At 74.2% G+C, this 25,116-nt stretch carries 22 protein-coding genes; 10 read left to right on the top strand and 12 right to left on the bottom strand.

Going from position 1 to position 25,116, the window contains the following annotated elements; genetic code table 11:
• Positions 1–6: 6 nt before the first annotated feature.
• From FJQ57_RS05430 to FJQ57_RS05415, 4 genes are all read right to left on the bottom strand, one after another.
• Positions 7–474: a YbjN domain-containing protein gene (locus tag FJQ57_RS05430; RefSeq protein WP_139978154.1), complete on the bottom strand. Its 468-nt coding sequence runs from the start codon at positions 472–474 to the stop codon at positions 7–9.
• Entirely contained in the window at positions 474–941 is a 468-nt protein-coding gene (locus FJQ57_RS05425; RefSeq protein WP_139978153.1) for a type III secretion system chaperone family protein, read from the bottom strand. The genes FJQ57_RS05430 and FJQ57_RS05425 overlap by 1 nt, the downstream gene beginning before the upstream one ends.
• Positions 938–3,940 carry an eCIS core domain-containing protein gene (locus tag FJQ57_RS05420; RefSeq protein ID WP_139978152.1) on the bottom strand — a complete coding sequence of 1,001 codons (3,003 nt, stop codon included), beginning with the start codon at positions 3,938–3,940 and terminating at the stop codon, positions 938–940. Before FJQ57_RS05420 ends, FJQ57_RS05425 begins: the two co-directional genes overlap by 4 nt.
• 100 nt (positions 3,941–4,040) lie before the next feature.
• Positions 4,041–5,987 (bottom strand): ATP-binding protein, encoded by a 1,947-nt coding sequence (locus tag FJQ57_RS05415; protein WP_139978151.1) that lies wholly within the window; start codon positions 5,985–5,987, stop codon positions 4,041–4,043.
• A 51-nt stretch (positions 5,988–6,038) separates the two neighbouring features.
• On the opposite strand from FJQ57_RS05415, the gene FJQ57_RS05410 reads away from it, so the two are divergent.
• Complete coding sequence (locus FJQ57_RS05410; RefSeq protein ID WP_139978150.1) at positions 6,039–6,650, top strand: Maf family protein; 612 nt, start codon at positions 6,039–6,041, stop codon at positions 6,648–6,650.
• A 61-nt stretch (positions 6,651–6,711) separates the two neighbouring features.
• Positions 6,712–7,032: a DUF4333 domain-containing protein gene (locus FJQ57_RS05405; RefSeq protein ID WP_139978149.1), complete on the top strand. Its 321-nt coding sequence runs from the start codon at positions 6,712–6,714 to the stop codon at positions 7,030–7,032.
• A gap of 56 nt (positions 7,033–7,088) precedes the next feature.
• Here the strand turns inward: FJQ57_RS05405 and FJQ57_RS23750 are convergent, their stop codons facing one another.
• The 4 genes from FJQ57_RS23750 to FJQ57_RS05390 all read right to left on the bottom strand — a co-directional run bounded on the left by FJQ57_RS23750 (position 7,089) and on the right by FJQ57_RS05390 (position 10,937).
• Positions 7,089–7,190 carry an MFS transporter small subunit gene (locus FJQ57_RS23750; protein ID WP_425465412.1) on the bottom strand — a complete coding sequence of 34 codons (102 nt, stop codon included), beginning with the start codon at positions 7,188–7,190 and terminating at the stop codon, positions 7,089–7,091.
• Positions 7,187–8,554 carry an OFA family MFS transporter gene (locus FJQ57_RS05400; protein WP_139978148.1) on the bottom strand — a complete coding sequence of 456 codons (1,368 nt, stop codon included), beginning with the start codon at positions 8,552–8,554 and terminating at the stop codon, positions 7,187–7,189. Before FJQ57_RS05400 ends, FJQ57_RS23750 begins: the two co-directional genes overlap by 4 nt.
• Positions 8,555–8,710: 156 nt before the next feature.
• On the bottom strand, positions 8,711–9,883 hold the full coding sequence (locus FJQ57_RS05395) for an acyl-CoA dehydrogenase family protein (RefSeq protein WP_139978147.1): 1,173 nt from the start codon (positions 9,881–9,883) through the stop codon (positions 8,711–8,713).
• Positions 9,884–10,289: 406 nt separating this feature from the next.
• On the bottom strand, positions 10,290–10,937 hold the full coding sequence (locus tag FJQ57_RS05390) for a hypothetical protein (RefSeq protein WP_139978146.1): 648 nt from the start codon (positions 10,935–10,937) through the stop codon (positions 10,290–10,292).
• Positions 10,938–11,015: 78 nt separating this feature from the next.
• Between FJQ57_RS05390 and FJQ57_RS05385 the strand changes: the two genes are divergently transcribed.
• Positions 11,016–12,806 carry an acetyl/propionyl/methylcrotonyl-CoA carboxylase subunit alpha gene (locus tag FJQ57_RS05385; protein WP_139978145.1) on the top strand — a complete coding sequence of 597 codons (1,791 nt, stop codon included), beginning with the start codon at positions 11,016–11,018 and terminating at the stop codon, positions 12,804–12,806.
• A gap of 16 nt (positions 12,807–12,822) precedes the next feature.
• Complete coding sequence (locus FJQ57_RS05380) at positions 12,823–13,992, top strand: benzoate/H(+) symporter BenE family transporter (RefSeq protein WP_246081596.1); 1,170 nt, start codon at positions 12,823–12,825, stop codon at positions 13,990–13,992.
• Here FJQ57_RS05380 and FJQ57_RS05375 read toward each other — a convergent pair.
• On the bottom strand, positions 13,980–15,176 hold the full coding sequence (locus FJQ57_RS05375) for an SPL family radical SAM protein (protein WP_246081595.1): 1,197 nt from the start codon (positions 15,174–15,176) through the stop codon (positions 13,980–13,982). The genes FJQ57_RS05380 and FJQ57_RS05375 overlap by 13 nt on opposite strands.
• A gap of 106 nt (positions 15,177–15,282) precedes the next feature.
• Between FJQ57_RS05375 and FJQ57_RS05370 the strand changes: the two genes are divergently transcribed.
• From FJQ57_RS05370 to FJQ57_RS05360, 3 genes are read left to right on the top strand one after another with little or no spacing between them, the layout of a single operon-like run.
• A complete protein-coding gene (locus FJQ57_RS05370; RefSeq protein ID WP_139978143.1) occupies positions 15,283–15,852 on the top strand; it encodes a TetR/AcrR family transcriptional regulator in 570 nt (189 codons plus the stop codon).
• Complete coding sequence (locus tag FJQ57_RS05365; RefSeq protein WP_139978142.1) at positions 15,849–17,585, top strand: FAD-binding dehydrogenase; 1,737 nt, start codon at positions 15,849–15,851, stop codon at positions 17,583–17,585. Before FJQ57_RS05370 ends, FJQ57_RS05365 begins: the two co-directional genes overlap by 4 nt.
• On the top strand, positions 17,582–18,040 hold the full coding sequence (locus FJQ57_RS05360; protein WP_246081594.1) for a VOC family protein: 459 nt from the start codon (positions 17,582–17,584) through the stop codon (positions 18,038–18,040). Before FJQ57_RS05365 ends, FJQ57_RS05360 begins: the two co-directional genes overlap by 4 nt.
• On the opposite strand, the gene FJQ57_RS05355 is transcribed toward FJQ57_RS05360, so the two are convergent.
• Positions 18,009–18,299, bottom strand: a complete 291-nt coding sequence (locus FJQ57_RS05355) for a DUF1905 domain-containing protein (protein WP_139978141.1) — start codon at positions 18,297–18,299, stop codon at positions 18,009–18,011. The two genes, FJQ57_RS05360 and FJQ57_RS05355, sit on opposite strands and share 32 nt — an antisense overlap.
• A gap of 37 nt (positions 18,300–18,336) precedes the next feature.
• Positions 18,337–18,459 carry a hypothetical protein gene (locus FJQ57_RS23545; protein ID WP_281284229.1) on the bottom strand — a complete coding sequence of 41 codons (123 nt, stop codon included), beginning with the start codon at positions 18,457–18,459 and terminating at the stop codon, positions 18,337–18,339.
• 73 nt (positions 18,460–18,532) lie between these two features.
• Here FJQ57_RS23545 and FJQ57_RS05350 point away from each other — a divergent pair, with 73 nt between their 5' ends.
• Genes FJQ57_RS05350 through FJQ57_RS05340 form a run of 3 tightly spaced genes read left to right on the top strand, consistent with a single transcriptional unit; the run spans position 18,533 to position 23,928 of the window.
• Positions 18,533–19,021, top strand: coding sequence for a PH domain-containing protein (locus FJQ57_RS05350; protein ID WP_139978140.1), 489 nt, complete (start codon positions 18,533–18,535; stop codon positions 19,019–19,021).
• Positions 19,018–20,496, top strand: coding sequence for a PH domain-containing protein (locus tag FJQ57_RS05345; RefSeq protein WP_139978139.1), 1,479 nt, complete (start codon positions 19,018–19,020; stop codon positions 20,494–20,496). The genes FJQ57_RS05350 and FJQ57_RS05345 overlap by 4 nt, the downstream gene beginning before the upstream one ends.
• Before the next feature lie 45 nt (positions 20,497–20,541).
• The gene (locus FJQ57_RS05340) at positions 20,542–23,928 is read left to right on the top strand and encodes a pyruvate carboxylase (RefSeq protein ID WP_139978138.1); all 3,387 of its coding nucleotides are present in this window, start codon (positions 20,542–20,544) and stop codon (positions 23,926–23,928) included.
• A 9-nt stretch (positions 23,929–23,937) separates the two neighbouring features.
• Here FJQ57_RS05340 and FJQ57_RS05335 read toward each other — a convergent pair whose 3' ends face one another.
• A complete protein-coding gene (locus FJQ57_RS05335) occupies positions 23,938–25,110 on the bottom strand; it encodes a SpoIID/LytB domain-containing protein (RefSeq protein WP_170219284.1) in 1,173 nt (390 codons plus the stop codon).
• Positions 25,111–25,116 lie beyond the last annotated feature (6 nt).

The raw sequence follows: 25,116 nt of genomic DNA, 5'->3' as shown, positions 1-25,116 counted from the left end.
GGCGCCTCAGGCGACCGGGTCGGCACCGGCGACGACGTCGCCGATGCGCTCGACCCACTCCCCCATCGCGTCGACCGCGCGCACGACGAGCACCCGGAGCAGGTGGGCCACCTGCTCCTCGGCCAGCTCCGCCCCGTCGAGGTCCAGCACCGCACGCACGTGCAGGTCGCCGTCGACCGGGTCGAGCTCGAACCAGCCCACCAGCCGCCCGGCGTTGGCCTCGGCCAGCACGCGCGCGACCGCCGCGACACGGTCGTCGGGCACCGGCTCGGGCGCCTGCACCACGACGCTGACCAGGGCCGGTTGCGGGCCGACGAGCACCCGCAGGCCGCCGTACGGCGCCTCGGCGCCGGCCTCGGCGGGCTCGAGGTGGAGCACGCCGTCGTCGTCGGTGACGGCCCACCCGTCCTCGCCCAGCACGGTGGCGGTGAGCGAGCGCAGCCGCTCGTCGGTCCAGGCCTCCCCCGCCGTCATCAGGCGGCCCCGGCCCGCAGCAGCTCGATGTCGTCGGGGTCGGTGCCGCCGGCGATCGCCTCGACCACCTCGCGCCAGGCACCCATGGTGCCCAGGCTCGCGTCGACGAGGCCGGCGACGAGGGCGGTGAGCTGGTCGTCCTCGACCTCGCACACCCCGAGGTCGAGACCCGCGCGGGCCCGGACCTCTCCTGACTCGAGGTCGATCTCCACGCAGCCGCCCGGCGTGCGCAGGTTCATGGGTCCGAGGGCGGCGACGACGGCGTCGCGGCGGTCGGCCGGCACCGGATCGGGCAGCACCGAGAGCACGACGACACCGTGGGTGCCTGGGGGCACCGCCGCGACGACCGGCCACGGCGCCGGGCCGTCGCTGGGACGCAGGTGGAAGCCTCCGTCGACCTCGGAGTCGGGCACCGCGAGCCACTGGAGGGAGGCGAGCACCGCGTGGAGACGGTCGCCCAGGCTCACCCGCCGACCCCGCCCAGACGACCCTCGATGCGCGCCTGGAGCTGCCCGAGCAGTCGGGACTTCTCCGGCTCGGCGGTCGTCAGGAGGGCCTCGAGGTCGTCAGCCGTGACGGAGAAGACCGCGCCGGCGAGGTCGCCGTTGGCGATCGTGAGGACGACGTCCTGGGCGAGCTGACGAACCCTCTTGTCCGGGTTCTGGAGCGCCAGCACCAGCTCGGAGACCATCTTCACGCACTTCTTGGTCAGCCTGGCCAGCATCGCCTGGGCCGTGGCCGCGTCCAGCTGCTTGCTGGCCTTCTTGGCCGGGCCACTCCCGGAGGTGAAGGTCCCCGGGTCGCTGACGGCCTGGGCTGCGGGCGCGGCGACCGGCGTGATGGCGCCCTCCTCCTTCAGCACCGGCTTGCCCCCGAAGTCGATCGGGTCCGCCGGGGCCTGGTCCCCGGGGTCGGTCACCGCGACGGGCTCGGGACCCGGGTCGATGACGACCACCGGAGGCTCGTAGTCGGCCAGCTCGCGGTCCTGCTCGGGTCCTTGGGGACCCTCGTGGGTCTGGTAGTAGCCGAAGACCTTGTTCTGCAGGTCGTCCCAGGCCAGCTGCTGCTCGCGGAAGTGCTGGTAGGCGTCGGCCTGCACCTCCCACGTCTCGCGCTTCTTCCTGTAGGCGTCGAAGGCGGCCTTGTCCTCGGCGAACTTCTCGTCGGTCTTCTTCCGGTTGGTCGCCTGCCAGGCGGCGAGAGCCGCATCGTGGTCCTGCTGGTTCTGCGCCTGCTTCGCGTCCCGGGTCCCGACCTGCTGCACGTACGTCGCGTGGGCAGCCCGCGCCTGCTGGTCGGCCTGGAAGGCGGCGGTGTCCTCACCGTGCTTCTTGAGCCGGGCCGCCTCCTCGACGTTGTGGTTGATGGCGGTCTTGGTCTTCGCCATCGCCTTGTCGATGTCGGTGCCGACGAACCGGGCGACCTTCCACTTCCAGTCACGGCTTACGCGCGGGCCGTAGCCGGCCTCGTCGCGCACCTCGGCCAGCTTGGTGACCCGGTTCCAGCGCTTGTAGCCCTTCTTGACGGCCTCGTAGGTCGCTGCGGCCAGCTTGACGGCCTTGCCGGCGGCCTTGGTCGCTCCGCCGTCGGCTCCGGCCGTGAAGGTGCCGGTGCCGTCGAGGGTGTTGCCGACGCCCTTGACGCCCTTGACGGCGGAGGACTCCGTGAGCCGGTTCTGGGCGAAGTTGGTGACCTTGCCGAGTCCGCGGGTGGTCGCCAGCTTGGCCTGGGCGGCGGTGTCGCGGTCCGTGCGGGCGGACTGCTCGGTCGCGTCACCCACCGCAGCCGTCCCGGCGACGACGGTGCCCACCGTGGCGTCCGAGCGCCAGTTGGTCCCGTAGCCGAAGTCCTTGTGCGTCGTCGTCTCGAGCCACTCCAGGAACATCCGCTTCTCGACGGTGTGCACCCCGGAGTCGGCCCAGTTGCTCGTCAACGGGTCGAAGGCGCCACCCGTCGCCGTCCCAAAGGCGGGGCCGGCGGGCGTCGCCGGGGCCGGCCCGGAGGAGAAGAGCGACTTGAACGACGTCCACTTCTTCTCCAGCGCCCCCGGCTTGGTGATCGAGCCGCCCGTCCCGGCCCCGGCGTAGTCGCCCGCGGGTCGGTTGGGCCCCCCGACGTGGGCGTCCCAGGCCTGGCGCACGGTGGCCCACCGCTTGCGGTCGTCGCTCTTGACCTTGCCGTCGCTCTTGAGGGCCTCGATGAACTCGGCGAACCGCTTCTCGCGCACCGCGAGCGGGAGGAACTTGTCGCCCTGGCGCTTGATCGAGCGCTTGTCGCCCTGCAGCTTGGCGGCGGTGACGCCGTCCTCGACGCTGCCCTTGATGTTCTCGTAGCCCTCCTTGAGGTTGACGACGGCCTCGACGCCCGGGATCCACTCCCCGGCCGGGCCGCCGGCGACCTTCACGGTGTTGGCCACGCCGGTGACGACCTTGCCGCCGCCGCCCAGGCCGCCGAGCACCGCGTCCTCGGCCTGCTTCCACCCGAGGTTCTTGTCGATGTTGGTGCCCTGCTTGATGTTGCCGTAGGCGGTGTGGGCGTCGAACCCGGCCTTGACGAACCCGGCGGCGCCGTCGACGACCCCGATCGGGTTGGAGGTGCCGGAGAAGCCCTCGCTGTCGGCGACCGTGTCGACCTTGGCGTCGGTCCACATGCCACCCAGCTTCTCGGCTGCGCCCTTCTTGTCCTGGATCTCCCGGATGACCGAGGTCAGCTCGACGATCGCGAGCGGCACCTCGGTCGCTGGCACCCGGTCCTTGACCATGGTGACCTTGTCCTCGACCGTCCGGCGGATCGACAGCCCGTCGAGGCTCACGCTGCGGTGGGCGCACGGGTCGCAGGTGCTGTGCGCGGCCAGCGGCTCCGTCGTCGTACCGGCCCCCGGCACCGGGCGACCGGTGTCGACGGCGCGGGCCACGGCCTCGGCCTCGCGCTCGGCGGGGTCGTCGACGCGGCCGACCTGCACGCCGCCGCCGGTGCCCGAGGCGGTGGTGGAACGACCCTCGCGGTGCTGGCGGACGTGGGTCAGCTCGTGGGCGAGCAACGAGCGGCCGGCACGCGAGGAGGGGTTGTAGGTGCCCTTGCTGAAGTAGATGTCGTTGCCGAGCGTGAACGCGGTGGCCTGCACGGAGCGGGCGATCGTGTCGGCCTCGCCGTCGGCGTGGACCCGCACCCCGCTGAAGTCGGCGCCGAGGCGCCCTCCGAGGTCGGTGGCGGTGCCCGCGTCCAGCGGTGCGCCCTTGCCGGCGCGGCGACGCAGCGGGGCCATCAGGTCCGCACCGAGCGTCGTGCCCCCGAGCTCGTCCCCTCCGCCGGCGGCACCCGCGGTACGTCGCAGCCCGGCCACGACCGACGGGTGGTGCTCGGCCCCCACGTCGACCGTGGGCTCGGCGACCTCGGGGACGGGCGGGCTGAGCTGGGCGGCGCGGGCGGGCTTGGCCTCCGCGACCTCGTGCTCGGGTCGGGTCATGGGTGCCTCGGTCCGTGGGGGCTGGGTCGGGACGACGCTAGTGCCCGGCGGCCGGGACGGTGGCCGATCGCGCGAAGTTTGCCCCCGGGGTTCCGCGGGCTCACCCGCCCCAGCGGGCCAGCTGCGGGGGCATCCGCTTGCGGACCTTGGTGAACTCCCGTCCCGCGGCGGTGACGAGGTGCCGCATGGCCACCGCGCCGTCGTTGTCGTCGGCGGCGTCGTAGGCCGCGGCGAGCACGATGTTGCGGATGTCGCCACCCGCGAGCTCGGCGTGCTCGGCCAGCAGCGGCAGGTCGGGCGGGTCGGTCTCGTCGAGGCGGTCGACGTGGCCGAGCAGCCGTTGCCACAGCTCGAGCCGTGTCTCGGCGTCGGGGTCGGTGAACGTGACGATGAAGTGCAGGCGTCGGCTGAACGCCGGGTCGAGGTTGCCGCGGAGGTTGGTCGCCAGCACGGTGATGCCGTCGAAGCTCTCCATCCGCTGGAGGAGGTAGGAGACCTCGAGGTTGGCGTAGCGGTCGCGGCTGTCGCTCACGGCCGAGCGCGAGCCGAAGAGGGCGTCGGCCTCGTCGAAGAACAGCACGACGTTCATCGACTCGGCCTCGTGGAAGGCCCGCTCGAGGTTCTTCTCGGTCTCGCCGATGTACTTGTCGACCGTCGAGGACAGGTCGATGCGCATCAGGTCGAGCCCGAGCGCGTCGGCCACGACGTGGGCGGCGAGGGTCTTGCCGGTGCCTGGTCCCCCGGCGAACATCGCCGCGATGCCGGTGCCCTTGCCGCCCGCGCCGTGCAGCGGCCCCTGGGCCAGCACCTGGTCGCGGTGCCGCGCCCACGAGACCAGGCGCCGCAGCTCACCCATCGCGGCGGGCGGGAGCACCAGGTCGTCGAACGTGGCGGGGGTGCGGGACGGGCCGTCGGGAGCCGCGCCGTGCGAGCGGCGTACGGCGTCGCGCAGGTCGTCGACGACCACCGGGCGGTCCTCGAGCACCCCGGTCAGCTCGGCCTCGGTGGCGGCGCGCTCGATCTGCTCGGGAGCGAGCCGCATGCCGAGCAGGTCCTGCCACGCCGGCGCCTCGGGCTCGACCACGAGTCCGGACCCTTCGACGGCGCTGCCCCACACGGTCACGCGCTCGCGCGGGCCCAGGGGCGGGGCGTCGACGGTGACGGGGACGAGCGGCAGCCAGGCCGGGTCCCAGGCCCGGGAGGAGACGCCGATGACAGGCACGACGCTGGCGAGGAGCAACGGCATGGCGGGCTCGCGGCCGGGCTCGACGAGCGCATGCGCCTCGAGGAGCACGAGCGGGCGGTCGCGCAGCCCGGCCTCGACGACGGCGGCGCGGACGGTCCCGGCCAACCCGCCGGTGAGCGGGTCGGGCCAGGCCCGGGAGAGGTCGATGACGATCGGCTCCGACCCGCCGGCGCGGACCGCGGCCTGGGCCAGGGCAGGCCCGGTGGCGCCGAGCGGGGAGCGGACCCAGCACAGGCGCACCCCGGCGGCCAGCGCCCGGACGAGCTCGGGCGACCCGGCCACGGCGTGTCCGCCCGGCTCGACCAGGCAGGGCAGCAGCGTCGCGTCGAGCGTGTCGTCGCCGGCCAGGTGCGCCCCGACCCGCGGCGGCACGACGAGCCGGCGCGTCAGCCACGGGCCGTCCCCCCGCATGTCGAGCAGCCCGAGCCGGCGCAGCGGGGCGAGCGGGTTGAGCCGGGTGCGGACCGCCACGTCGAGGGTGCCCAACCCGCACAGCTCGAGCACGAGCGCCGTGGTCGGCCAGCCGGGGGCGTCGTGGCCGGCGAGCAGGGTGCAGGCCAGGGCGAGGTTGCTGTCGAGCTCGACCGAGGCGACCGTGCCGAGCACCCGCTGGTCGACCGGGTCGAGGTCGAAGCGGTCGGCGAGCCGGTCGACCCGTTCGAGCGGGTCCGGGCCGTCGAGGTCGCCGTGGTCGGCCCGGAGCGCGTCGAGGACGGAGGCCAGCAGCGGCGGGGCGGAGGCACCCCGGCGCTCGGCGGCGTGCTCGACGGCGGCGACGACATCGGAGAGGCGTGGGGGCACCGGAGCAGCCTAGGGACGAGCCGCGGCCGCCGTGGGCGATAGCGTCGTCGAGTGCCGACCCTCGTCCTGGCGTCCCAGTCCCCCGCCCGGCTCGCGACCCTGCGCGCGGCCGGCGTCGAGCCCCTCGTCGTCGTCTCGGGCGTCGACGAGTCGCAGGTCACCGAGCCCGCCCCCGCCGACCTCGCGCTGCGCCTGGCCTCGATGAAGTGCTCGGCCGTCCTCGACCGGCCCGAGGTGCCCGAGGGCGCCGTCGTGCTCGGCTGCGACTCGGTGCTCGAGCTCGACGGCGAGGCGCTCGGCAAGCCCGGCGACCCCGAGGAGTCCGTCGCCCGCTGGCGGGCGATGCGCGGGCGCACCGGGGTCCTGCACACCGGTCACGCCCTGCACGACCTGGCCTCCGGCGACCGGGCCGAGCGCACCGCGTCGACCACCGTGCACTTCGCGGCGGTCAGCGACGCCGAGGTGGCGGCGTACGTCGCGACGGGCGAGCCGCTGCACGTGGCCGGCGCCTTCACCCTCGACGGGCTGGGCGGCGCGTTCGTCACGGGTGTCGAGGGCGACCCCCACAACGTGGTGGGCGTCAGCCTGCCCCTGCTCCGCGTGCTGCTGGCCGACCTCGGCCACCGGTGGACCGACTTCTGGGCCGACCCGCGCCACCCCTAGAGATTGTTTGCCGACGGCTTCGGGTGGGGCATCGGTGGGGTCCACGACGAAGGGACTCACGATGAGCCACCGCCGCCCCACCGCCCGCCGCCTCCTCGCGGCCGCCCCGCTCGCCGCACTCGCCTTGGGCCTGTCGGCCTGCTCGAGCGGCGCCGTGCCGCAGTCCGACGTCGAGGACCGCATCTCCAGCGAGCTCGAGGAGCAGGTGGGCCAGGCCCCCGACGACGTCTCCTGCCCTGACGACCTCGAGGCCGAGGAGGGCGCGACGCTGGAGTGCACGCTCACCGCCGGCGAGGACGAGCTCGGGGTGACCGTCACCGTCGACTCCGTCGACGGTGACACCGTCAACTACGGCATCGTGGTGGACGACCAGCCGCAGTAGTCCACCGCCGCAGCCGACCGGCGGGCACCCCACGTGGGGTGCCCGCCGGTCGTGCGTCAGCCGGTGAAGAGGCTGGACGCCTTGCGGATCGTCTCGACGAGCCCGTAGGCGAGCGGGACCCCGACGAGGGTCCACGCCACGACGATGCGTGCGGTCATGCTGCGCTCCTCTCCTTCTCGAGCACGTCCTTCGGCTGGTGGAACCGCTCGGCGACCGGGCGGACCATCAGGTTGGCGACCAGGCCGACCGCGAGGACGCCGACCATGGTCAGCAGCGCCGGGCGGTAGGCGTCAGCGGTGAGGCTGCCAGGCTCGCCCTGGGCGTCGAGGAACGCGTTGACGATGAGCGGCCCGGCCACGCCCGCGGCCGACCAGGCGGTCAGCAGTCGACCGTGGATGGCGCCGACCTGGAAGGTGCCGAACAGGTCGCGCAGGTAGGCCGGGATGGTGGCGAACCCGCCGCCGTAGAAGCTGATGATGACCGCCGCCAGCAGCACGAAGAGGGCCGTCGTGGACGAGCCGAACGTCGCCAGCAGGAAGTACAGCGCCAGGCCGACGCCGAGGTAGATGATGTAGATCGGCTTGCGCCCGATGACGTCGGAGGTGGAGGACCACACGAAGCGACCGGCCATGTTGGCGATCGACAGCAGCCCGACGAACCCGCCGGCCGCGGCGGCGCTGATGGTCGAGGAGTCCCCCTCGCGGAAGAAGTCCTGGATCATCGGGGCGGCCTGCTCGAGGATGCCGATGCCGGCCGTCACGTTGCAGAACAGCACCACCCAGAGCAGCCAGAACTGCGGGGTCTTGAGCGCGTCGTTGGCCGAGACGTGGCCGGTGGTGACCATCTTCTTCGACTTCACCGTCGAGGGGTCCCAGCCCTCGGGCACCCAGTCGTCGGCCGGCACCCGGACCGTGAAGGCGCCGAACATCATGAACACCGCGTAGATCGCGGCCAGGGTGACGAACAGCGACGCGACCGAGGCTCCGTCGCCGCCGTACAGGTCGAGCAGCTCACCGCTGAGCGGGCTCGCGATCAGCGCGCCGCCGCCGAAGCCCATGATCGCCATGCCGGTGGCCAGGCCGGGCCGGTCGGGGAACCACTTGATGAGCGTGGAGACCGGCGAGATGTAGCCGATGCCGAGGCCGATGCCGCCGATGACGCCGTACCCGACGAAGACCAGCCAGAGCTGGTCGGTCGCGATGCCGGCGGCGGCCACGAGGAACCCGGTCACCCAGAAGCAGGCCGAGACGAACATCGCCGCGCGCGGCCCGTTGCGGTCGACCCAGGTGCCGGCGAACCCGGCCGCGAGGCCGAGCATCACGATGGCCAGGGAGAAGATCAAGCCGATGGTGGTCAGGTTGCTGTCGAAGTGCTCGACCAACGCTGACTTGTAGACGCTCGTGGCGTACACCTGGCCGATGCACAGGTGCACCGCCAGCGCGCACGGCGGGATGAGCCACCGGCTGAAGCCGGGGCCCGCGACGATGCGTTCGCGGGCCAGGAAGGACGGCACCTGGGCCATGGAGGACCTCCGATCGGAAACGCTCCACCGGACCACCCGTGACCTGTGCGCGGCATCACCCCTTGGGTCGCCCGGCCCACCCGGCTGGTCGACGGGCTGGTCGACGGGCTGGTCGACGGGCTGGTCGACGGGCTGGTCGACGGGCTGGTCGACGCGCTACTCGACGGGCAGGCCGAGGCCGCGTGCGATCAGCATCCGCTGCACCTCCGAGGTGCCCTCGCCGACCTCGAGCACCTTGGCGTCGCGGTAGAAGCGCGCGACGGGGTACTCCTCCATGAAGCCGTAGCCACCGAAGACCTGGGTGGCGATGCGGGTCGCCGTCACCGCCGACTCGGTCGAGAAGACCTTGGCGACCGAGGCCGCCTGCTTGACCTGCTGGTGCGGGGCGCCGGCGTCCTTGAGGGCCGCCGCGCGGTAGGTGAGCAGCCGGGCGGCGTCGAGCATGACCTGGAGGTCGGCGACCTGGAAGGCCACGCCCTGCTTGCGCCCGATCGGCCCGCCGAACGTCTGGCGCTCGCCGGCGTAGGCGACGCTCATGTCGAGGCAGGCCTGGATGCAGCCGACGCTGAGCGCCGAGATGGCGATGCGGCCGTCGTCGAGGGTGGCCAGGAACTGCGCGTAGCCCCGGCCCTGGTCGCCGAGCAGGTGGTCGGCCGGCACGTGGCAGTCCTCGAAGGACAGCGGGTGGGTGTCGGAGGCGTGCCAGCCGAGCTTGTCGTAGGCCTTCTCCACCGTGAAGCCCGGCGTGCCGCTCGGCACCATCACCGCGCTGATCTCGGGCCGGCCGTCCTCGCGGGTGCCGGTGCGCGCGGTCACGGTGACCAGGCTGGTGATGTCGGAGCCGGAGTTGGTGATGAACTGCTTGGCGCCGTTGACCACCCACTCGTCGCCGACCAGCTCGGCCTTGGTGCGGGTCGCCCCGGCGTCGGAGCCGGCGCCCGGCTCGGTCAGCCCGAAGCCGGCCAGCGCCTCGCCGGCCACCAGTGCCGGGAGCCAGCGCTCCTTCTGCTCGGCCGTGCCGTAGGCGAGGAGCGGGTTGATGCCCAGGCCGACCCCGGCCTGCAGCGTGATGCCCATCGACTGGTCGACGCGCCCCAGCTCCTCGATGGCCACGCAGAGGCTGGTGAAGTCGCCGTCCTCCCCCGCGCCGCCGTACTCCTCCGGCGCGGTGAGCCCGAACAGCCCCAGCTTGCCCATCTGCTGCACCACGTCGGTCGGGAAGTGGTGCTCGCGGTCCCACTGCGCGGCGTACGGCGCGATCTCGGCCTCCGCGAACTCGCGGACGCTGCGGCGGAACTCCTCGTGCTCACGGGACAGCTCGAACGTCATGGGTCGATGGTAGCCCGGGAGGTTAGCGTTTGTTAACCGCCGGAGCGTCGCCGCTCCCCGTGGCTGGTGTGGGCGGCCGGCCGTGGTGGGGCGGGTGACCCGGCAGCACCACTCCTGGTGGTGATCTCCCACTCCTGGTCGGTAGTCAACCGTCAGGAGTGGGAGATCGGCGTCAGGAGTCAGGGGCGGCCGCGCATGCGGCGGCGCGGGCGGAGCCCGTGCCGTTGAGCGCGCCGTCAGTCGATCGGGCGAGGCTCCGGGTCAAGGGCGACCGAAGGTCGCCGGCGGAGCCGGCGCGAGCGCAGCGAGCGTCCTTGACGCGGAGACCCGATCGACTACGCGCGCGGCCGCCCACCAGCCAGCCGAGACATGTGCCTCGACGGAAGGGTCAGGCGGCAGGAGCCGGTCAGTCGCAGTTGTCGCAGATGCCGGTGGCGGGCAGCGCCATGAAGCAGGTGGGGCAGATGGCGACGGGGCGGTCGATGGGGGCGACGCGCTTGGGGGCGGCCGGGGCCTTGGGGGCCCGGGGCGCGCGGGGCGCCCGGGTGGTCGTGCCGCCGGTCGCGCGGGGCTGGCGGGAGCGCGTCGAGCTGAGCACCTCGGCGGGGACGCCGCCGTCCTCGGGGGCCGAACCGGCCCACTGGTAGCAGGCCAGCCGGGCGCGCGCGGCGTGCCGCTCGCGGGCGGCACGGTCGGCGATCGGCAGCTCCTCGGTGGCGCGCAGCACGTCGTCGTACCGCTCCCCCACCCAGCCGTGGCCGTCGACGACGAGCGCGGTCAGCGGCGGGTAGCCGTCGCGGTGGTGGAGGTGGGCCAGCGGCTGCAGCACCTTGGGCAGCCAGCGCTCGAGGGGACGCGTGGTGCGGATGCCACTGTCGGCCTGCACGCGCTCGGCGAGCTCGGACTCGCGGACGACACCGTGGTAGACCGCAGCCGCCTCCTCCAGCACCGGGTGGGCGGAGCGCGCCCAGGCCTCCAGCGCGATGGCCTCGGTGGTCGGACGGCCGTCCGGCTCGTGCCAGAACCCCTTGCGTTCCTGCTGGTACTCGGACACGGCTCGACCTTAGTACGCGGTGAGTCCGGCCGATGATCCAGCATCGAGGGCGAGGTGAAGACCCGCTAACCTGCGGCCGTGCCTGAAGTGAAGCCGCTGCAGAAGGTCCTGATCGCCAACCGCGGCGAGATCGCGGTCCGGGTCATCCGGGCCTGCAAGGACGCCGGGATCGGGAGCGTCGCGGTGTACGCCGACCCCGACCGCGACGCGCAGTTCGTGCGCATCGCCGATGAGGCCCACTCCCTCGGCGGGGCCACGCCGGCCGACTCCTACCTCGACATCGCCAAGATCATCGCGGTGGCCGAGAAGTCCGGCGCCGACTCCGTGCACCCGGGCTACGGGTTCCTGGCCGAGAACGCCGAGTTCGCCCAGGCCGTCCTCGACGCCGGCCTGGTCTGGATCGGCCCGCCGCCGGCGGCGATCGACGCGCTGGGCGACAAGGCCAAGGCCAAGCAGATCGCCGAGCGGGCCGACGCGCCGCTGGCCCCCGGCACCAAGGACCCGGTCGCCGACGCCGACGAGGTCGTCGCGTTCGCCGAGGCCAACGGCCTCCCGGTGGCCATCAAGGCCGTCTTCGGTGGCGGTGGCCGCGGCCTCAAGGTCGCCCGCACGCTCGAGGAGATCCCCGACGCCTACGAGTCGGCGGTCCGCGAGGCCATCGGCGCCTTCGGTCGTGGCGAGTGCCTGGTCGAGAAGTTCCTCGACAAGCCCCGCCACGTCGAGACCCAGTGCCTGGCCGACCAGCACGGCAACGTCGTGGTCGTCTCCACCCGTGACTGCTCCCTCCAGCGCCGGCACCAGAAGCTCGTCGAGGAGGCGCCCGCGCCGTTCCTGACCGACGAGCAGCTGACCCAGCTCTACGACTCCTCCAAGGCGATCCTGCGCGAGGCCGGCTACGTCGGCGCCGGCACCTGCGAGTTCCTCGTCGCCGCCGACGGCACCATCTCCTTCCTCGAGGTCAACACCCGCCTCCAGGTCGAGCACTGCGTCTCCGAGGAGGTCACCGGCCTCGACCTCGTGCGCGAGATGTTCCGCATCGCCGCCGGCGAGGAGCTCGGCTACGACGACCCCGAGATCCGCGGTCACTCCATCGAGTTCCGCATCAACGCCGAGGACGGCGGCCGCAGCTTCATGCCCGCCCCCGGCACCCTGTCGGCCTGGACGCCCCCGGGCGGCCCGGGCGTCCGCGTCGACGGCGGCTACGGCACCGGCGAGACCATCCCCGGCTCCTTCGACTCCCTCATCGCCAAGCTCGTCGTGACCGGCCGCGACCGGCAGCAGGCCATCGAGCGGTCCCGCCGCGCCCTCGACGAGTTCGTGGTCGACGGCATGCCGACGGTCATCCCGTTCCACCGCGTCGTGCTGCGCGACCCGGCCTACGTCGGCGCGTCCAACCCGACCGGTGAGGGCTCCTTCGACGTCTACACGACCTGGATCGAGACCGACTTCGACAACCAGATCGAGCCGTACGGCGGTGAGGCGGCCGAGGCCCCCGAGGCCGAGGAGCGCCAGACCGTGGTCGTCGAGGTCGGCGGCAAGCGGGTCGAGGTCGTCATCCCGGCCGGGCTCGGCGGCCTCGCGTCCTCCGGCGGCGGTGGCGGCGCCAAGAAGCCCAAGCGCGCGGCGACCAAGAAGGCCGGCGCGGCCGCCTCGGGCGACTCGGTGACCAGCCCGATGCAGGGCACCATCGTCAAGGTCGTCGTCGAGGAGGGCCAGGAGGTCGCCGAGGGCGAGACCATCGTGGTCATCGAGGCCATGAAGATGGAGCAGCCGCTCAAGGCCCACAAGGCCGGCACCGTGACCGGCCTGCAGGCCGAGGTCGGCGCCACGGTGACCAGCGGCGCCGTCGTCTGCGAGCTCAAGGACTGACCTGAGCGGCGAACCGGTGACGACCGGTCGCAGCCAGGCCGTCGTCGCGGGCGTCGTCACCTCGGTCGTCGGCTTCACCTCCTCCTTCGCGGTCGTCCTCACCGGGCTGGTCGCGGTCGGCGGGTCGGCCGACGAGGCCGCGTCGGGGCTGCTCGTCCTGTCGCTGACGATGGGCCTGGGCTCGCTGCTGTTCTCCTGGCGCACCCGCCAGCCCGTGACCATGGCCTGGTCGACCCCGGGTGCCGCCCTGCTCGCCGGCGCCACCGTCCCCGGCGGCGGGTACGCCGACGCCGTCGGCGCCTTCGTCGTGGCGGGGGTGCTCTACGCGCTGACCGGGCTGGTCCGCCCGCTCGGGCGGTGGGTGGCCCGCATCCCAGTGGCCCTGGCCAACGCGATGCTCGCGGGCGTGCTGCTGGGGCTCTGCGTCGAGCCGTTCCGCGCCCTGGCCACCGACCCGGCCGCGATCGCGCCGGTCGTGGCCACCTGGCTGGTGCTGCTGCGCGTGGCCCGGCGCTGGGCCGTGCCGGGGGCGTTCGTCGCCGCGCTCGTGGTGATCGCCGCCAGCGGTTCACTCGCCGACGTCTCGGGCGACCAGCTCGTGCCCACCCTCACCTGGACCACCCCGACCCTCGACCTCGTCACCGTCGTCGCCATCGGCGTGCCGCTCTACCTGGTCACGATGACCAGCCAGAACATCCCCGGCGTCGCCGTGCTCGGCTCGTTCGGCTACACCGCGCCCCTCTCCCCCGCCCTCGTCTACGCCGGCGGTGCGACCGTCGTCACCGCGCCGCTCGGCGGCTTCTCCATCAACCTGGCCGCGATCTCCGCCGCCCTCGCCGCCGGGCCCTCGGCGGGCGACGACCCCGCGCGCCGGTGGGTGGCCGGTGTCTCCGCCGGGGCGACGTACGTCGTGCTGGGGCCGCTGGCCGCGCTGGTCACCACCGTCTCGGCGGCCGCCCCGGCCGGCGTCGTCGCGGCGGTGGCGGGACTGGCGCTGCTCGGCACGTTCGGCGCGGCCGCCGCCTCCGCCCTCGGCGACGAGGACTTCCGCGAGGCCGCGGCCGTGACGTTCGTGGTGGCCGCCTCGGGCGTGGTCGTGGCCGGCGTGGGGGCCGCGTTCTGGGCGCTCGTGGCGGGCGGCGTCCTCCAGGTCGCTCTGCGCTGGCGGGCGGCTCAGGTCCAGTAGAGGACCCGGCAGGCGGGGAGCTGCTGGGCGATCCGGTCGGTGAACCAGGCCCGCATCTCGCGCATCAGGGGCGCGGGGTAGACGTGCTTTCTGTTGCCGAACTTGCCCCGCTTGACCGACCGGCGCTCCTCGTCCATCTCGAGCGTCGTGCGCGGGTACCACCCGAGCAGCACCTCCTTGCTCGACGCGGTGAACCGGTGCGTGATGAGCTCGGCGGTCAGGTCGAGCGCGGGGACGCCGTCGACCGCCTCCTCGACCAGGTCGAGGAGGTGGCCGTAGTGCTCGCGCCAGCCGTCCAGCGCCATGATCGGCGCGATGGTCAGCCCCACCGGGTAGCCGTCGAGCGCCACCGTGCGCAGCGCCGCCAGCCTGGCCTCGAGCGGGCTGGTGCCGCCCTCCCAGCGCCGGGTCACGGGCAGGCCGTTGACGCTGAACCGCACCCGGGTGCGTCCGGCGTGCGGGAGCCCGACGTAGCGCTCGACGTCGGCGAACTTCGTCGTCCACCGCAGCTGCACCGGCGCCTCCCAGGCCCCGAAGTGCTCGACCGCCCGCTGCCAGCTGCCGGTGAGGTGGTCCAAGGCGAGCGGGTCGCTGTAGCAGGACGCCTCGAAGGTCGTGCCCTCGTGGTGGCGCTCGTCGGAGCGACTGGTCACCGTCCCGGTCCCGACGTACGACGCCAGGTTGGCCAGGATGTCGTCGAGGTCGGCGTACACGCGGGTGACGGGTGGGCCGCTGAGCGACCCGGCGAGGTAGCAGTACTGGCAGTGCGCGGGGCAGCCCTCGGCCAGGTCGACGCGCCAGTCGGCGCTGGGCGAGATGGGCTGCAGGCGCCGCCGGCTCGGCGGGCTCACCACCACCGCCAGCGTCGACTTGGCGCGGGCGTAGGTCTCCCGGGCGGTCTCGCCGCGCACCCCGGTCAGCCGGTTGGCCCGCAGCCGCTCGACCTCGATGCCGAGCGCCTCGACCCGCTCCACGATCCGCGCGCCGTGGGCGTGGTCGAGCGCGGCCGGCGTGACGACGACCCGCTTCGGGGTCCACCGGCGGGCGCTGCCGGCGTGGCCCGGGGCGGGCAGGTCGGCCGGGGCGTCGACCGCGGCGTCCTCGCTGCTCGCGCTGTGCGGCAGCGCCTCGCCCTCGGGCGCCAGGGGCTGGTCGAGGTCGACGTCGGCGGCATCGGTGGTCATCGGTCCACCGTGGGGTCTCGGCGGCCGGACCGGCACCGCCGGACGGGGTGGACGGGGCGACGGCCAAAAGTTAGCGAGTGACCGCTATCGAAGGTAGGGTCGCGCCGTGCCCACCCAGCTCGAGCGTCGTACGGCGACCACGACCGCGCTGCTCGACGCGACCGAGGCCGTCCTCCACGAGCGCGGGTACGCCGCCACGACCACCGCGGCGGTCTGCGAGCGTGCCGGGGTCAGCCAGGGCGGGCTGTTCCGCCACTTCCCGACCCGGCGCGCGCTGCTGGTCGCCGCGGCGGTCCGGGTGGCCGAGCGGCAGACCCACGACGTGCCGGCCGGCCTCGACCTGCTCGAGGGCCTGCGCCACCTGCGCGCCGCCGTCCGCTCCCCCGCCAACGTGGTCTGGCACGAGCTCGTGCACGCCGCCCGCACCGACGAGGAGCTGCGCCGCGACCTCGCCCCGGCGCTGCGCACCTATCACCGCCGCACCCGCGCCGCCGTGGCGTCCCTGCGGCCCGCGGGCCACCCGTGGACCGAGACCCACCAGACCGCCCTGCGCATCGTCGTCACCTACCTCGACGGTGAGGCCGCCGTCGCCCACGTCCTGCCCGACCCCGACCGCGACGAGGCCACCCTGCGCGCCCTCGCCGACCTCGTCCGACCCCTCCTGGAGCAGCCATGACCGCCGCGGACCACCCCAGCCCCGCCACCACGCCGGCCCACGACGCGATCGTCGTCGGCGCCGGCCTCGCCGGCCTCGTCGCGACCCACGAGCTCGTCCTCGCCGGGCGCCGCGTGCTCGTGCTCGACCAGGAGAACCGCGCCAACCTCGGCGGCCAGGCGTTCTGGTCGCTCGGCGGGCTGTTCCTGGTCGACTCCCCCGAGCAGCGGCGCATGGGCATCACCGACGACAAGGACCTGGCCTGGCAGGACTGGCTGGGCTCGGCCCGGTTCGGCGACTCCGTCGACGAGGGCGGTGACGACTGGGCTCGGCAGTGGGCCGAGGCCTACGTCGAGTTCGCCGCCACCGAGAAGCGCTCCTACCTCCACGACCTCGGCCTGCGCTCGGTGCCGATGGTCGGCTGGGCCGAGCGCGGGGCGGGCGACGCCCAGGGCCACGGCAACTCGGTGCCGCGCTTCCACCTCACCTGGGGCACCGGCCCCGAGGTCGTCCGGGTGTTCGCCGAGCCCGTGCTCCGCGGCGAGCGCGACGGCCTGGTGACCTTCGCCTTCCGCCACCGCGTCGACGAGCTGGTCGTCGAGGACGGCCGCGTGGTCGGCGTACGCGGGTCGGAGCTGGAACCCACCGACGCCGAGCGCGGTGTCGCCTCCTCGCGCGAGGTCGTCGGCGACTTCGAGCAGCGGGCCCCCGCGGTGGTCGTCACCTCCGGCGGCATCGGCGGCAACCACGACCTGGTGCGGGCCACCTGGCCGACCGAGCGGATGGGCCCGGCGCCGGAGCACCTCATCTCCGGCGTCCCGGCCCACGTCGACGGCCGGATGCTCGGCATCAGCGAGGCGGCCGGCGCCCGTGTCGTCAACCGCGACCGGATGTGGCACTACACCGAGGGCATCCACAACTGGGACCCGATCTGGCCCGAGCACGCCATCCGCATCATCCCCGGCCCGTCGTCGCTGTGGCTCGACGCGCACGGCCACCGGTTCCCGGCCCCCAACTTCCCCGGCTGCGACAACCTGCGCACGATGGAGGCGATCCTGGCCACCGGCCACGACTACTCCTGGTTCGTGCTGACCCAGTCGGTCATCGAGAAGGAGTTCGCGCTCTCGGGCTCCGAGCAGAACCCCGACGTCACCGAGAAGGACATCCGGGTCCTGCTGCGCGAGCGGCTCTCCAAGGGCGCGCCGACCCCGGTGGAGAAGTTCAAGGAGCACGGCGAGGACTTCGTCGTCGCCGACACCGTGGCCGACCTCGTGGCCGGCATGAACAAGCTGGCCCGCCCCGGCCGCGACGCCCCGGCGCCGGTGCTCGACGCCACCGAGGTCGAGCAGATGATCCGGGCCCGCGACCGCGAGCTGACCAACTCCTTCTCCAAGGACGCCCAGCTGATGCTGGTCGCCAACGCCCGTCGCTCCCGCACCGACAAGGTCGTCCGCGTCGCCAAGCCGCACGCGATGCTCGACCCCGACCACGGCCCGCTCATCGCCGTCCGCCTCAACATCCTGACCCGCAAGACCCTCGGCGGCATCCAGACCGACCTCTCCTCCCGCGCCCTGGGTCCCGACGGCGAGCCCGTCCCCGGCCTGTACGCCGCCGGCGAGGTCGCCGGGTTCGGCGGCGGCGGCCTGCACGGCCACAACGCGCTGGAGGGCACGTTCCTCGGCGGCTGCATCTTCTCCGGCCGGGCCGCCGGCCGGGCGGTCGCCGCCCTGGCCCCCGGCGCGGCGCAGTCGTGAGCGGCCACCCGGTCGTCCTGCACACCGCGCTCGACGCCCGCGACTGCCGCGGGCTGGCGAAGTTCTACCGCCAGCTCCTCGGCGTGCACTACCGGCCGGGCGACGAGGACCCGAGCCCCGACGCCGACTGGCTGGTGCTCGTCGACGACCACGGCGCGCGGGTGCTCGCGGTGCAGCGCAAGGACGACACGCGCCCGCCGACCTGGCCCTCGGAGGAGGTGCCGATGCAGGCCCACCTCGACCTGCGGGTCGACTCGGTGGCCGAGCTCGAGCGCCACCGCGCCCGCGCCGAGGCCCTGGGGGCCCGGGCTCCTGCACGACCGGTCCGGAGACGGCGACGAGCCCCTCTACGTGCTCGCCGACCCCGCCGGACACCCGTTCTGCCTGCTCGTGCAGCTGGGATGACCAGCCCCCGGCCCGGGCTCAGGGCAGGTCCACCGTCAGCACCAGCGTGACGGTGTCACCGAGCTCGATCGCCTCGGCCCGGCGCACGGCGTCCTTGACCGGCACCAGGTAGGACCCGTCCTTGGGCCACAGGGCCGTGGTGAACGCGGTGGCGCCGATGCGCCCGGAGACCGGCACCATGCCCCAGCCGTAGGACACCAGCGGTGCGACGTCGGCGAGCTCGGCCGCCTCGACGTCCGGGACCCGCACGAAGTGGTGGGGCGCCGGCCCGCGCCAGGAGAAGACCTCGCCCATGAACTCCAGCTGCACCCGCCGCAGCGTAGGCGGCGGGGACAGCCGACCCGGCTCAGACCCTGCGGCGGCCCGCGAGGAGGAACTTGTAGACCAGGAACGCGATCACGACGACCGCGATGATGATGATGATGGCCCGCATGGGGTGCCTCCTCGGTAGGGGGTTGCCAGCGTCCACCCCCGGCGACCGGGCGCGGCCCACCCGTGCAGGTGGCGCCCGTGGGGTCCAGCCACCCTCGTAGGCTCGCGGCATGGCGACGACGGGGCAGGCCCTGCGCGACCCCGCCCACCGCGTCAGCCCGCGGGCACGAGCCATGTGGGTGACCACGGCCGCCGTCGAGGGCGTGGTCGCGCTCGTCGTGCTGCTGGGCGCGGTGCTGGCCTGGGACGCCGTGCCCGCCTGGACCCTCGCGCTCCTGCTCGTGGCCGAGGTCGTCTGGATCGCCGTGGTGCCGCAGTGGCGCTACCGCACCCACCGCTGGGAGGTCACCGACACCGCGGTCTACACCCAGACCGGCTGGTGGGCGCGCGAGCGCCGGATCGCGCCGATGAGCCGCATCCAGACCGTCGACCACGCCGAGGGCCCGGTCGAGCGGCTGTTCGGCCTGGCGTCGGTGACGATCACGACCGCCTCCGCCGCGGGCGCGCTGGCCGTCCCCGGCCTCGACCGCGAGGTGGCGCGGCGCCTGGTCGACGACCTGGTGCGGCAGGCCGACGCCGTCGAGGGCGACGCCACGTGAGCGAGCCGCTCGGCCCGGCGGCGCCGCCCGTCGCCGGGGACGAGGAGTGGCAGCGCCTCGACCCCCGGATGCTGCTGGTCCACCCGGTGCGCGAGGTCGTGCGCTTCCTGCCGGCCCTGGTGGCCATCGTCCTCGCCGGTACGGCGTCCGGCGGCGTCACCTGGCAGGTGCTGGGCGTGGTGGTGCCCGTCGCGCTGGGGCTGCTGCGCTACCTCACCACCCGCTTCCGGATCGCCGACGGCCGCGTCGAGCTGAGCCGCGGCCTGCTGCAACGCCGGGTGACCTCGGTCGCCGTCGACCGGGTCCGCACGGTCGACCTGACCGCCTCGCTCGTGCAGCGGGTGCTGGGCCTGGTGCGGCTGCGCATCGGCACCGGGGTCGCCGCGAACGACGACGGCGACGCCCTCGAGCTCGACGGACTGCCGGCCGACCGGGCCGAGGCGCTGCGCGACGACCTGCTCCGCGTGGCTCCGGCGGTCGACCAGACCGCGTCCGCGACCAAGGACGGGCCGGCGCCGCCGGTGGCCACGTTCGACCCCCGCTGGCTGCGCTTCGCGCCCCTCACCGGCACCGGCCTCGTCGTGGTCGCCGCGGCCGTCGGGGGCGCGACCCAGCTCCTCGACGCCGTCGGTCTCCCGCGGTCCCTCGACCGCGCCGACCTGCGCGGCCCGGGCGTCGTGGGCGCCGTCGGCCTGCTCGTCGCCGTCCTGGTCGGGCTCCTGCTCCTCACCGTCCTCGGCTACCTGGTCACCAACGGCGGCTACCGCCTCGAGCAGACCCCCGCCGGCTGGCGCGTACGCCGCGGCCTGCTGACCACCCGCGACACGACGATCGACGACGAACGGCTCGCCGGGGTCGCCCTGGGCGAGCCGCTCGCCCTGCGCGTGGCCGGGGGCCGGCACCTCCAGGCGATCGTCACCGGGGTCGACCGCAGCGAGACCGGCAGCTCGATGCTCGTGCCCCCGTCGGACGCCGCCGTGGCACCGAGGGTGGCCCGCACCCTCCTCGGGCACGCGGGCCCGGTCGACGGTCCGCTGCGCGACCACGGTCCGGCCGCGGCGCGTCGCCGCTGGACCCGGGCCGTGGTCCCGGTGCTGGTGGTCCTCGTCGCCGCGGTCGCGGCCGTGGGTGCCGGCGCCCCGTGGTGGCTGCTCCTCGGCCCGGTCGCCCTGCTGCCTGCCGCCCTCGTCGTGGCCGCCGACCGGGTGCGCGGACTCGGGCACGCCCTGCTCGAGGGGCACCTGGTCGCCCGGTCCGGCAGCCTGGCCCGCCGCCGCGAGGCCCTCGGCACCGGCCACGTGATCGGGTGGACCTTCCGCGACACCTGGTTCCAGCGCCGGGTCGGCCTGACGACCCTGGGGGCGACGACCGCCGGCGGGCGCGGAGCGGTGACCGTCCTCGACGTGCCCGAGCCCGACGCGGTCGCGGTGGCCGACGCCGCGCGGCCGGGGCTGGTCGCGCAGTTCGTGCGCTGAGATCGCGTCACGGGACCGACACGCCGCACCACTAGGTTGACGGCCATGTTCTCCAAGGTGCTGGTGGCCAACCGCGGCGAGATCGCCATCCGGGCGTTCCGCGCCGCCTACGAGGTCGGCGCCCGCACGGTCGCCGTGTTCCCCCACGAGGACCGCTGGTCCGAGCACCGGCTCAAGGCCGACGAGGCCTACGAGATCGGCGAGCGCGGCCACCCCGTCCGGGCCTACCTCGACCCCGAGGCCATCGTCGCCGTCGCGGTGCGGGCCGGGGCCGACGCGGTCTACCCCGGCTACGGCTTCCTCTCGGAGAACCCCGCGCTGGCCGAGGCCTGCGCCAACGCCGGCATCACCTTCGTCGGGCCGACCGCCGAGGTGCTCACGCTCACCGGCAACAAGGCGCGCGCCATCGCCGCGGCCAAGGCGGCCGGCGTGCCCACGCTGCAGAGCGTCGAGCCCGGCACCGACGTCGACGCGCTGGTCACGGCGAGCGAGGCCATCCCCTACCCGCTGTTCGTCAAGGCCGTCGCCGGCGGCGGCGGGCGCGGCATGCGCCGCGTCGACGACCCCGCCCAGCTGCGCGAGGCCATCGAGACCTGCATGCGCGAGGCCGACGGCGCCTTCGGCGACCCGACGGTCTTCGTCGAGCAGGCCGTGGTCGAGCCGCGCCACATCGAGGTGCAGATCCTCGCCGACGGCGAGGGCAACGTGATGCACCTCTTCGAGCGCGACTGCTCGGTGCAGCGTCGCCACCAGAAGGTCGTCGAGATCGCCCCCGCGCCCCACCTCGACCCCGAGCTGCGCGACCGCATCTGCGCCGACGCGGTGCGCTTCGCCCGCGAGATCGGCTACCGCAACGCCGGCACGGTCGAGTTCCTGCTCGACCCCGAGGGCAACTACGTCTTCATCGAGATGAACCCCCGCATCCAGGTCGAGCACACCGTGACCGAGGAGGTCACCGACGTCGACCTCGTGCAGTCGCAGCTGCGCATCGCCTCCGGCGAGACGCTGGCCGACCTCGGCCTGTCCCAGGAGACCGTCACCCTGCGCGGCGCCGCCCTGCAGTGCCGCATCACGACCGAGGACCCGAGCAACAACTTCCGCCCCGACACCGGCGTCATCACGACCTACCGCTCCCCCGGCGGCGGCGGCGTCCGCCTCGACGGCGGCACCGTCTACACCGGCGCCGAGGTCTCGGCCCACTTCGACTCGATGCTGGCCAAGCTCACGTGCCGCGGCCGCACGTACGACGTCGCGGTGGCCAAGGCCCGCCGCGCGGTCGCGGAGTTCCGCATCCGCGGCGTCTCCACCAACATCCCGTTCCTGCAGGCCCTGCTCGACGACCCCGACTTCGTGGCCGGCCGGGTCACGACGTCGTTCATCGAGACCCACCCGCAGCTGCTCAACGCCCGCTCCTCCGGCGACCGCGGCACCAAGCTGCTGACCTACCTCGCCGACGTCACCGTCAACCAGCCCCACGGCGCCGCACCGGTCAGCCTCGACCCGGTGACCAAGCTGCCCGAGGTCGACCTCGCCGTGCCCGCGCCCGACGGCTCGCGGCAGCTGCTGCTCGAGGTCGGACCCGAGGAGTTCGCCCGTCGGCTGCGCGCGCAGACGGCCGTGGCGGTCACCGACACCACGTTCCGCGACGCCCACCAGTCGCTGCTGGCGACCCGCGTCCGCACCCGCGACCTCGTCGCGGTGGCCGGCCACGTCGCCCGCACCACGCCCGAGCTGTGGTCGCTCGAGGCCTGGGGCGGCGCGACGTACGACGTGGCGCTGCGCTTCCTCGGCGAGGACCCGTGGGAGCGGCTGGCCGCGCTGCGCCAGGCCGTGCCCAACGTGTGCCTGCAGATGCTGCTGCGCGGGCGCAACACCGTCGGCTACACGCCCTACCCGACCGCGGTCACCGACGCCTTCGTGGCCGAGGCGGCCGAGAGCGGCCTCGACGTGTTCCGCATCTTCGACGCCCTCAACGACGTCGAGCAGATGCGCCCGGCGATCGAGGCGGTCCGCGCGACCGGCACCGCGGTCGCCGAGGTCGCGCTCTGCTACACCGGCGACCTGTCGAGCCCCGAGGAGACGCTCTACACCCTCGACTACTACCTGCGCCTGGCCGAGCGCATCGTCGACGCCGGCGCCCACGTGCTGGCCATCAAGGACATGGCGGGCCTGCTGCGCGCCCCCGCCGCCCGCACCCTCGTGACCGCGCTGCGCGAGCGCTTCGACCTGCCGGTCCACCTGCACACCCACGACACCCCGGGCGGCCAGCTGGCCACCCTGCTCGCCGCGATCGACAGCGGGGTCGACGCCGTCGACGCCGCCTGCGCCTCGATGGCCGGCACGACCTCCCAGCCGGCCCTGTCGGCGCTGGTCTCGGCCACCGACCACTCCGACCGCGAGACCGGCCTGTCGCTGTCCGCCGTCAACGCGCTCGAGCCCTACTGGGAGGCCACCCGCCGCGTCTACGCGCCGTTCGAGTCCGGCCTGCCCTCCCCCACCGGTCGCGTCTACCGCCACGAGATCCCGGGCGGCCAGCTGTCCAACCTGCGCCAGCAGGCCATCGCCCTCGGCCTCGGCGAGAAGTTCGAGCAGGTCGAGGACATGTACGCCGCGGCCAACGACATCCTCGGCAACGTCGTCAAGGTGACCCCGTCCTCCAAGGTCGTCGGCGACCTCGCGCTGTCGCTGGTCGGCCTGGGCGCCGACCCGGCCGAGTTCGCCGCCGACCCGGCGAGGTTCGACATCCCCGACTCGGTGATCGGGTTCCTCAACGGCGAGCTCGGCGACCCGCCCGGCGGCTGGCCCGAGCCCTTCCGCACCAAGGCCCTCGAGGGCCGCAGCTGGACGCCCCCGGCCGAGGAGCTGACCGACGACCAGGAGGCCGGCCTCGCGGGCGGGTCGCCGACGCGGCGGCGTACGTTGAACCAGCTGCTGTTCCCCGGACCCACCCAGTCCTTCGACGAGGTCCGCGAGACCTACGGCGACGTCTCGGTCCTGCCGACCATCGACTACCTCTACGGCCTGCGCCGCGGCGAGGAGCACGCGGTCGAGCTCGAGCCCGGCAAGCAGCTGATCCTCGGCCTGCAGTCGATCAGCGATCCCGACGAGCGGGGCTACCGCACCGTCATGACGATGATCAACGGCCAGATGCGCCCGGTCTCGGTGCGCGACAAGGCGGTGGCCTCGGAGGTGCAGGCGGCCGAGAAGGCTGACCCCGGCAACCCGCGCCACGTGGCCGCGCCCTACCAGGGCGTCGTGACGGTGCTCGTGGCCGAGGGCGACACCGTCGAGGCCGGGCAGACCCTGGCCACCATCGAGGCGATGAAGATGGAGGCCTCCATCACCGCCGCCCAGGGCGGCCGCGTCGAGCGGGTCACGCTCAGCGGCACGCAGTCGGTCGAGGGCGGCGACCTGATCGCCGTCGTCGGCTGACCGGAGGGCTCAGCGGAGGCTGAACCACTCCGAGCGCAGCCCGAACGCGAACCGGAAGTCCTCGCCGCTGACCACGGGCGAGGCCTCGGACCCCAGCACCCGCACCCGCAGCACCCGACCGCCCCACTGGCCGTGGCCGTCGCGGGTGAGCACCTCGACGCCACGGAAGGTGCCGATGGACGGGTAGGCCCGCTGCGCCGCGGCCGCGGTGACGGTCGCGGTCCAGCCGCGGTAGGTGTCGTCGTACGGGTCGCGCCGGGCGGCCAGGTAGGGCTGCGAGCCCGCCGCGGCCCAGCCGCCGTTGCTGGCGGAGAACTGGGTGAAGGCCGGTCGGCCGCGGTGCAGCAGCACGCGGCCCCGGGTCGCCGCCACGGCGGCGTCGGTGCTGGCGACCTCGTCGCCCGAGCCGCCGTACACCTGGGAGGAGGTCGTGTCGTCGACGTGCCACCACTGTCCGGCCCGCGCGGTGCGCTCGAACGCGGCGTAGGTGCGGGCGGCCACGGCCTGCGCGCGCAGGGTGGCCGGGCGCCAGGAGGTGTAGACCTCGCGGGGGACGACGCCGCGCACGTAGGCCTCGAGCGGCACGACGTTGACGGTGTCGCGGCGCGTGGAGGTCCGGCTCGGGGCGGCCGAGCGCAGGGCGCCGCGGTAGGCCCGTGGCCCGGACGGGGTCACCAGCACCACCGGCGACGGGCCGGCGGAGAACTGGGCGAGCCCGCGGACCGTGCGCCACGGGCGCCAGGCACCGCCGCGCGGCTTCCACGACACGGCGCTGCCGCGGGGGCCGGCGGGCGTGATGCGCCACCTGACGGCTGCGGCCGGGCGGTCGAGCGAGACGGTGCGCCGGCTGCCGAGGCTGGTCAGCCGCAGGCCCGGCCGGTCGCGGACGACGACGTCGTCGGTGGTGTCGGCGGTGAGCAGCACCCGGACGTTGCCGCCGGCCGTCCCTGACCGCAACCCGGGGTAGTAGAAGGAGAGGATCTGGCCCGCCGTACGACCGCGCTCGGCCTGCCGCTGGGCGCCCCACTGGGACAGGCCGTGGCCGTGGCCGTAGCCGTTGCCGACGAGCCACACCTCGACGGCGCGGGCCTGGCCGACGACGGCGTCGGCCGGGACGGCCGCGAGGCCGGTGGCGGTGAGGAGCACCGCCACCGACCTCGCGAGCACGCGCACGGGGCGCACGGGGAC

Source organism: Nocardioides litoris (assembly GCF_006346315.1).
Taxonomy (GTDB): Bacteria; Actinomycetota; Actinomycetes; order Propionibacteriales; family Nocardioidaceae; genus Nocardioides; species Nocardioides litoris.
This window is presented reverse-complemented; position numbering and strand designations above follow the sequence as displayed.

Bases quoted from the DNA above. Each gene is read 5' to 3' on its own strand.
- FJQ57_RS05430 (WP_139978154.1), bottom strand. From the start codon at position 474: ATGACGGCGGGGGAGGCCTGGACCGACGAGCGGCTGCGCTCGCTCACC.
- FJQ57_RS23750 (WP_425465412.1), bottom strand. From the start codon at position 7,190: ATGACCGCACGCATCGTCGTGGCGTGGACCCTCGTCGGGGTCCCGCTC.
- FJQ57_RS05340 (WP_139978138.1), top strand. From the start codon at position 20,542: ATGTTCTCCAAGGTGCTGGTGGCCAACCGCGGCGAGATCGCCATCCGG.
- FJQ57_RS05420 (WP_139978152.1), bottom strand. From the start codon at position 3,940: ATGACCCGACCCGAGCACGAGGTCGCGGAGGCCAAGCCCGCCCGCGCC.
- FJQ57_RS05375 (WP_246081595.1), bottom strand. From the start codon at position 15,176: ATGACCACCGATGCCGCCGACGTCGACCTCGACCAGCCCCTGGCGCCC.
- FJQ57_RS05395 (WP_139978147.1), bottom strand. From the start codon at position 9,883: ATGACGTTCGAGCTGTCCCGTGAGCACGAGGAGTTCCGCCGCAGCGTC.
- FJQ57_RS05405 (WP_139978149.1), top strand. From the start codon at position 6,712: ATGAGCCACCGCCGCCCCACCGCCCGCCGCCTCCTCGCGGCCGCCCCG.
- FJQ57_RS05350 (WP_139978140.1), top strand. From the start codon at position 18,533: ATGGCGACGACGGGGCAGGCCCTGCGCGACCCCGCCCACCGCGTCAGC.
- FJQ57_RS05400 (WP_139978148.1), bottom strand. From the start codon at position 8,554: ATGGCCCAGGTGCCGTCCTTCCTGGCCCGCGAACGCATCGTCGCGGGC.
- FJQ57_RS05365 (WP_139978142.1), top strand. From the start codon at position 15,849: ATGACCGCCGCGGACCACCCCAGCCCCGCCACCACGCCGGCCCACGAC.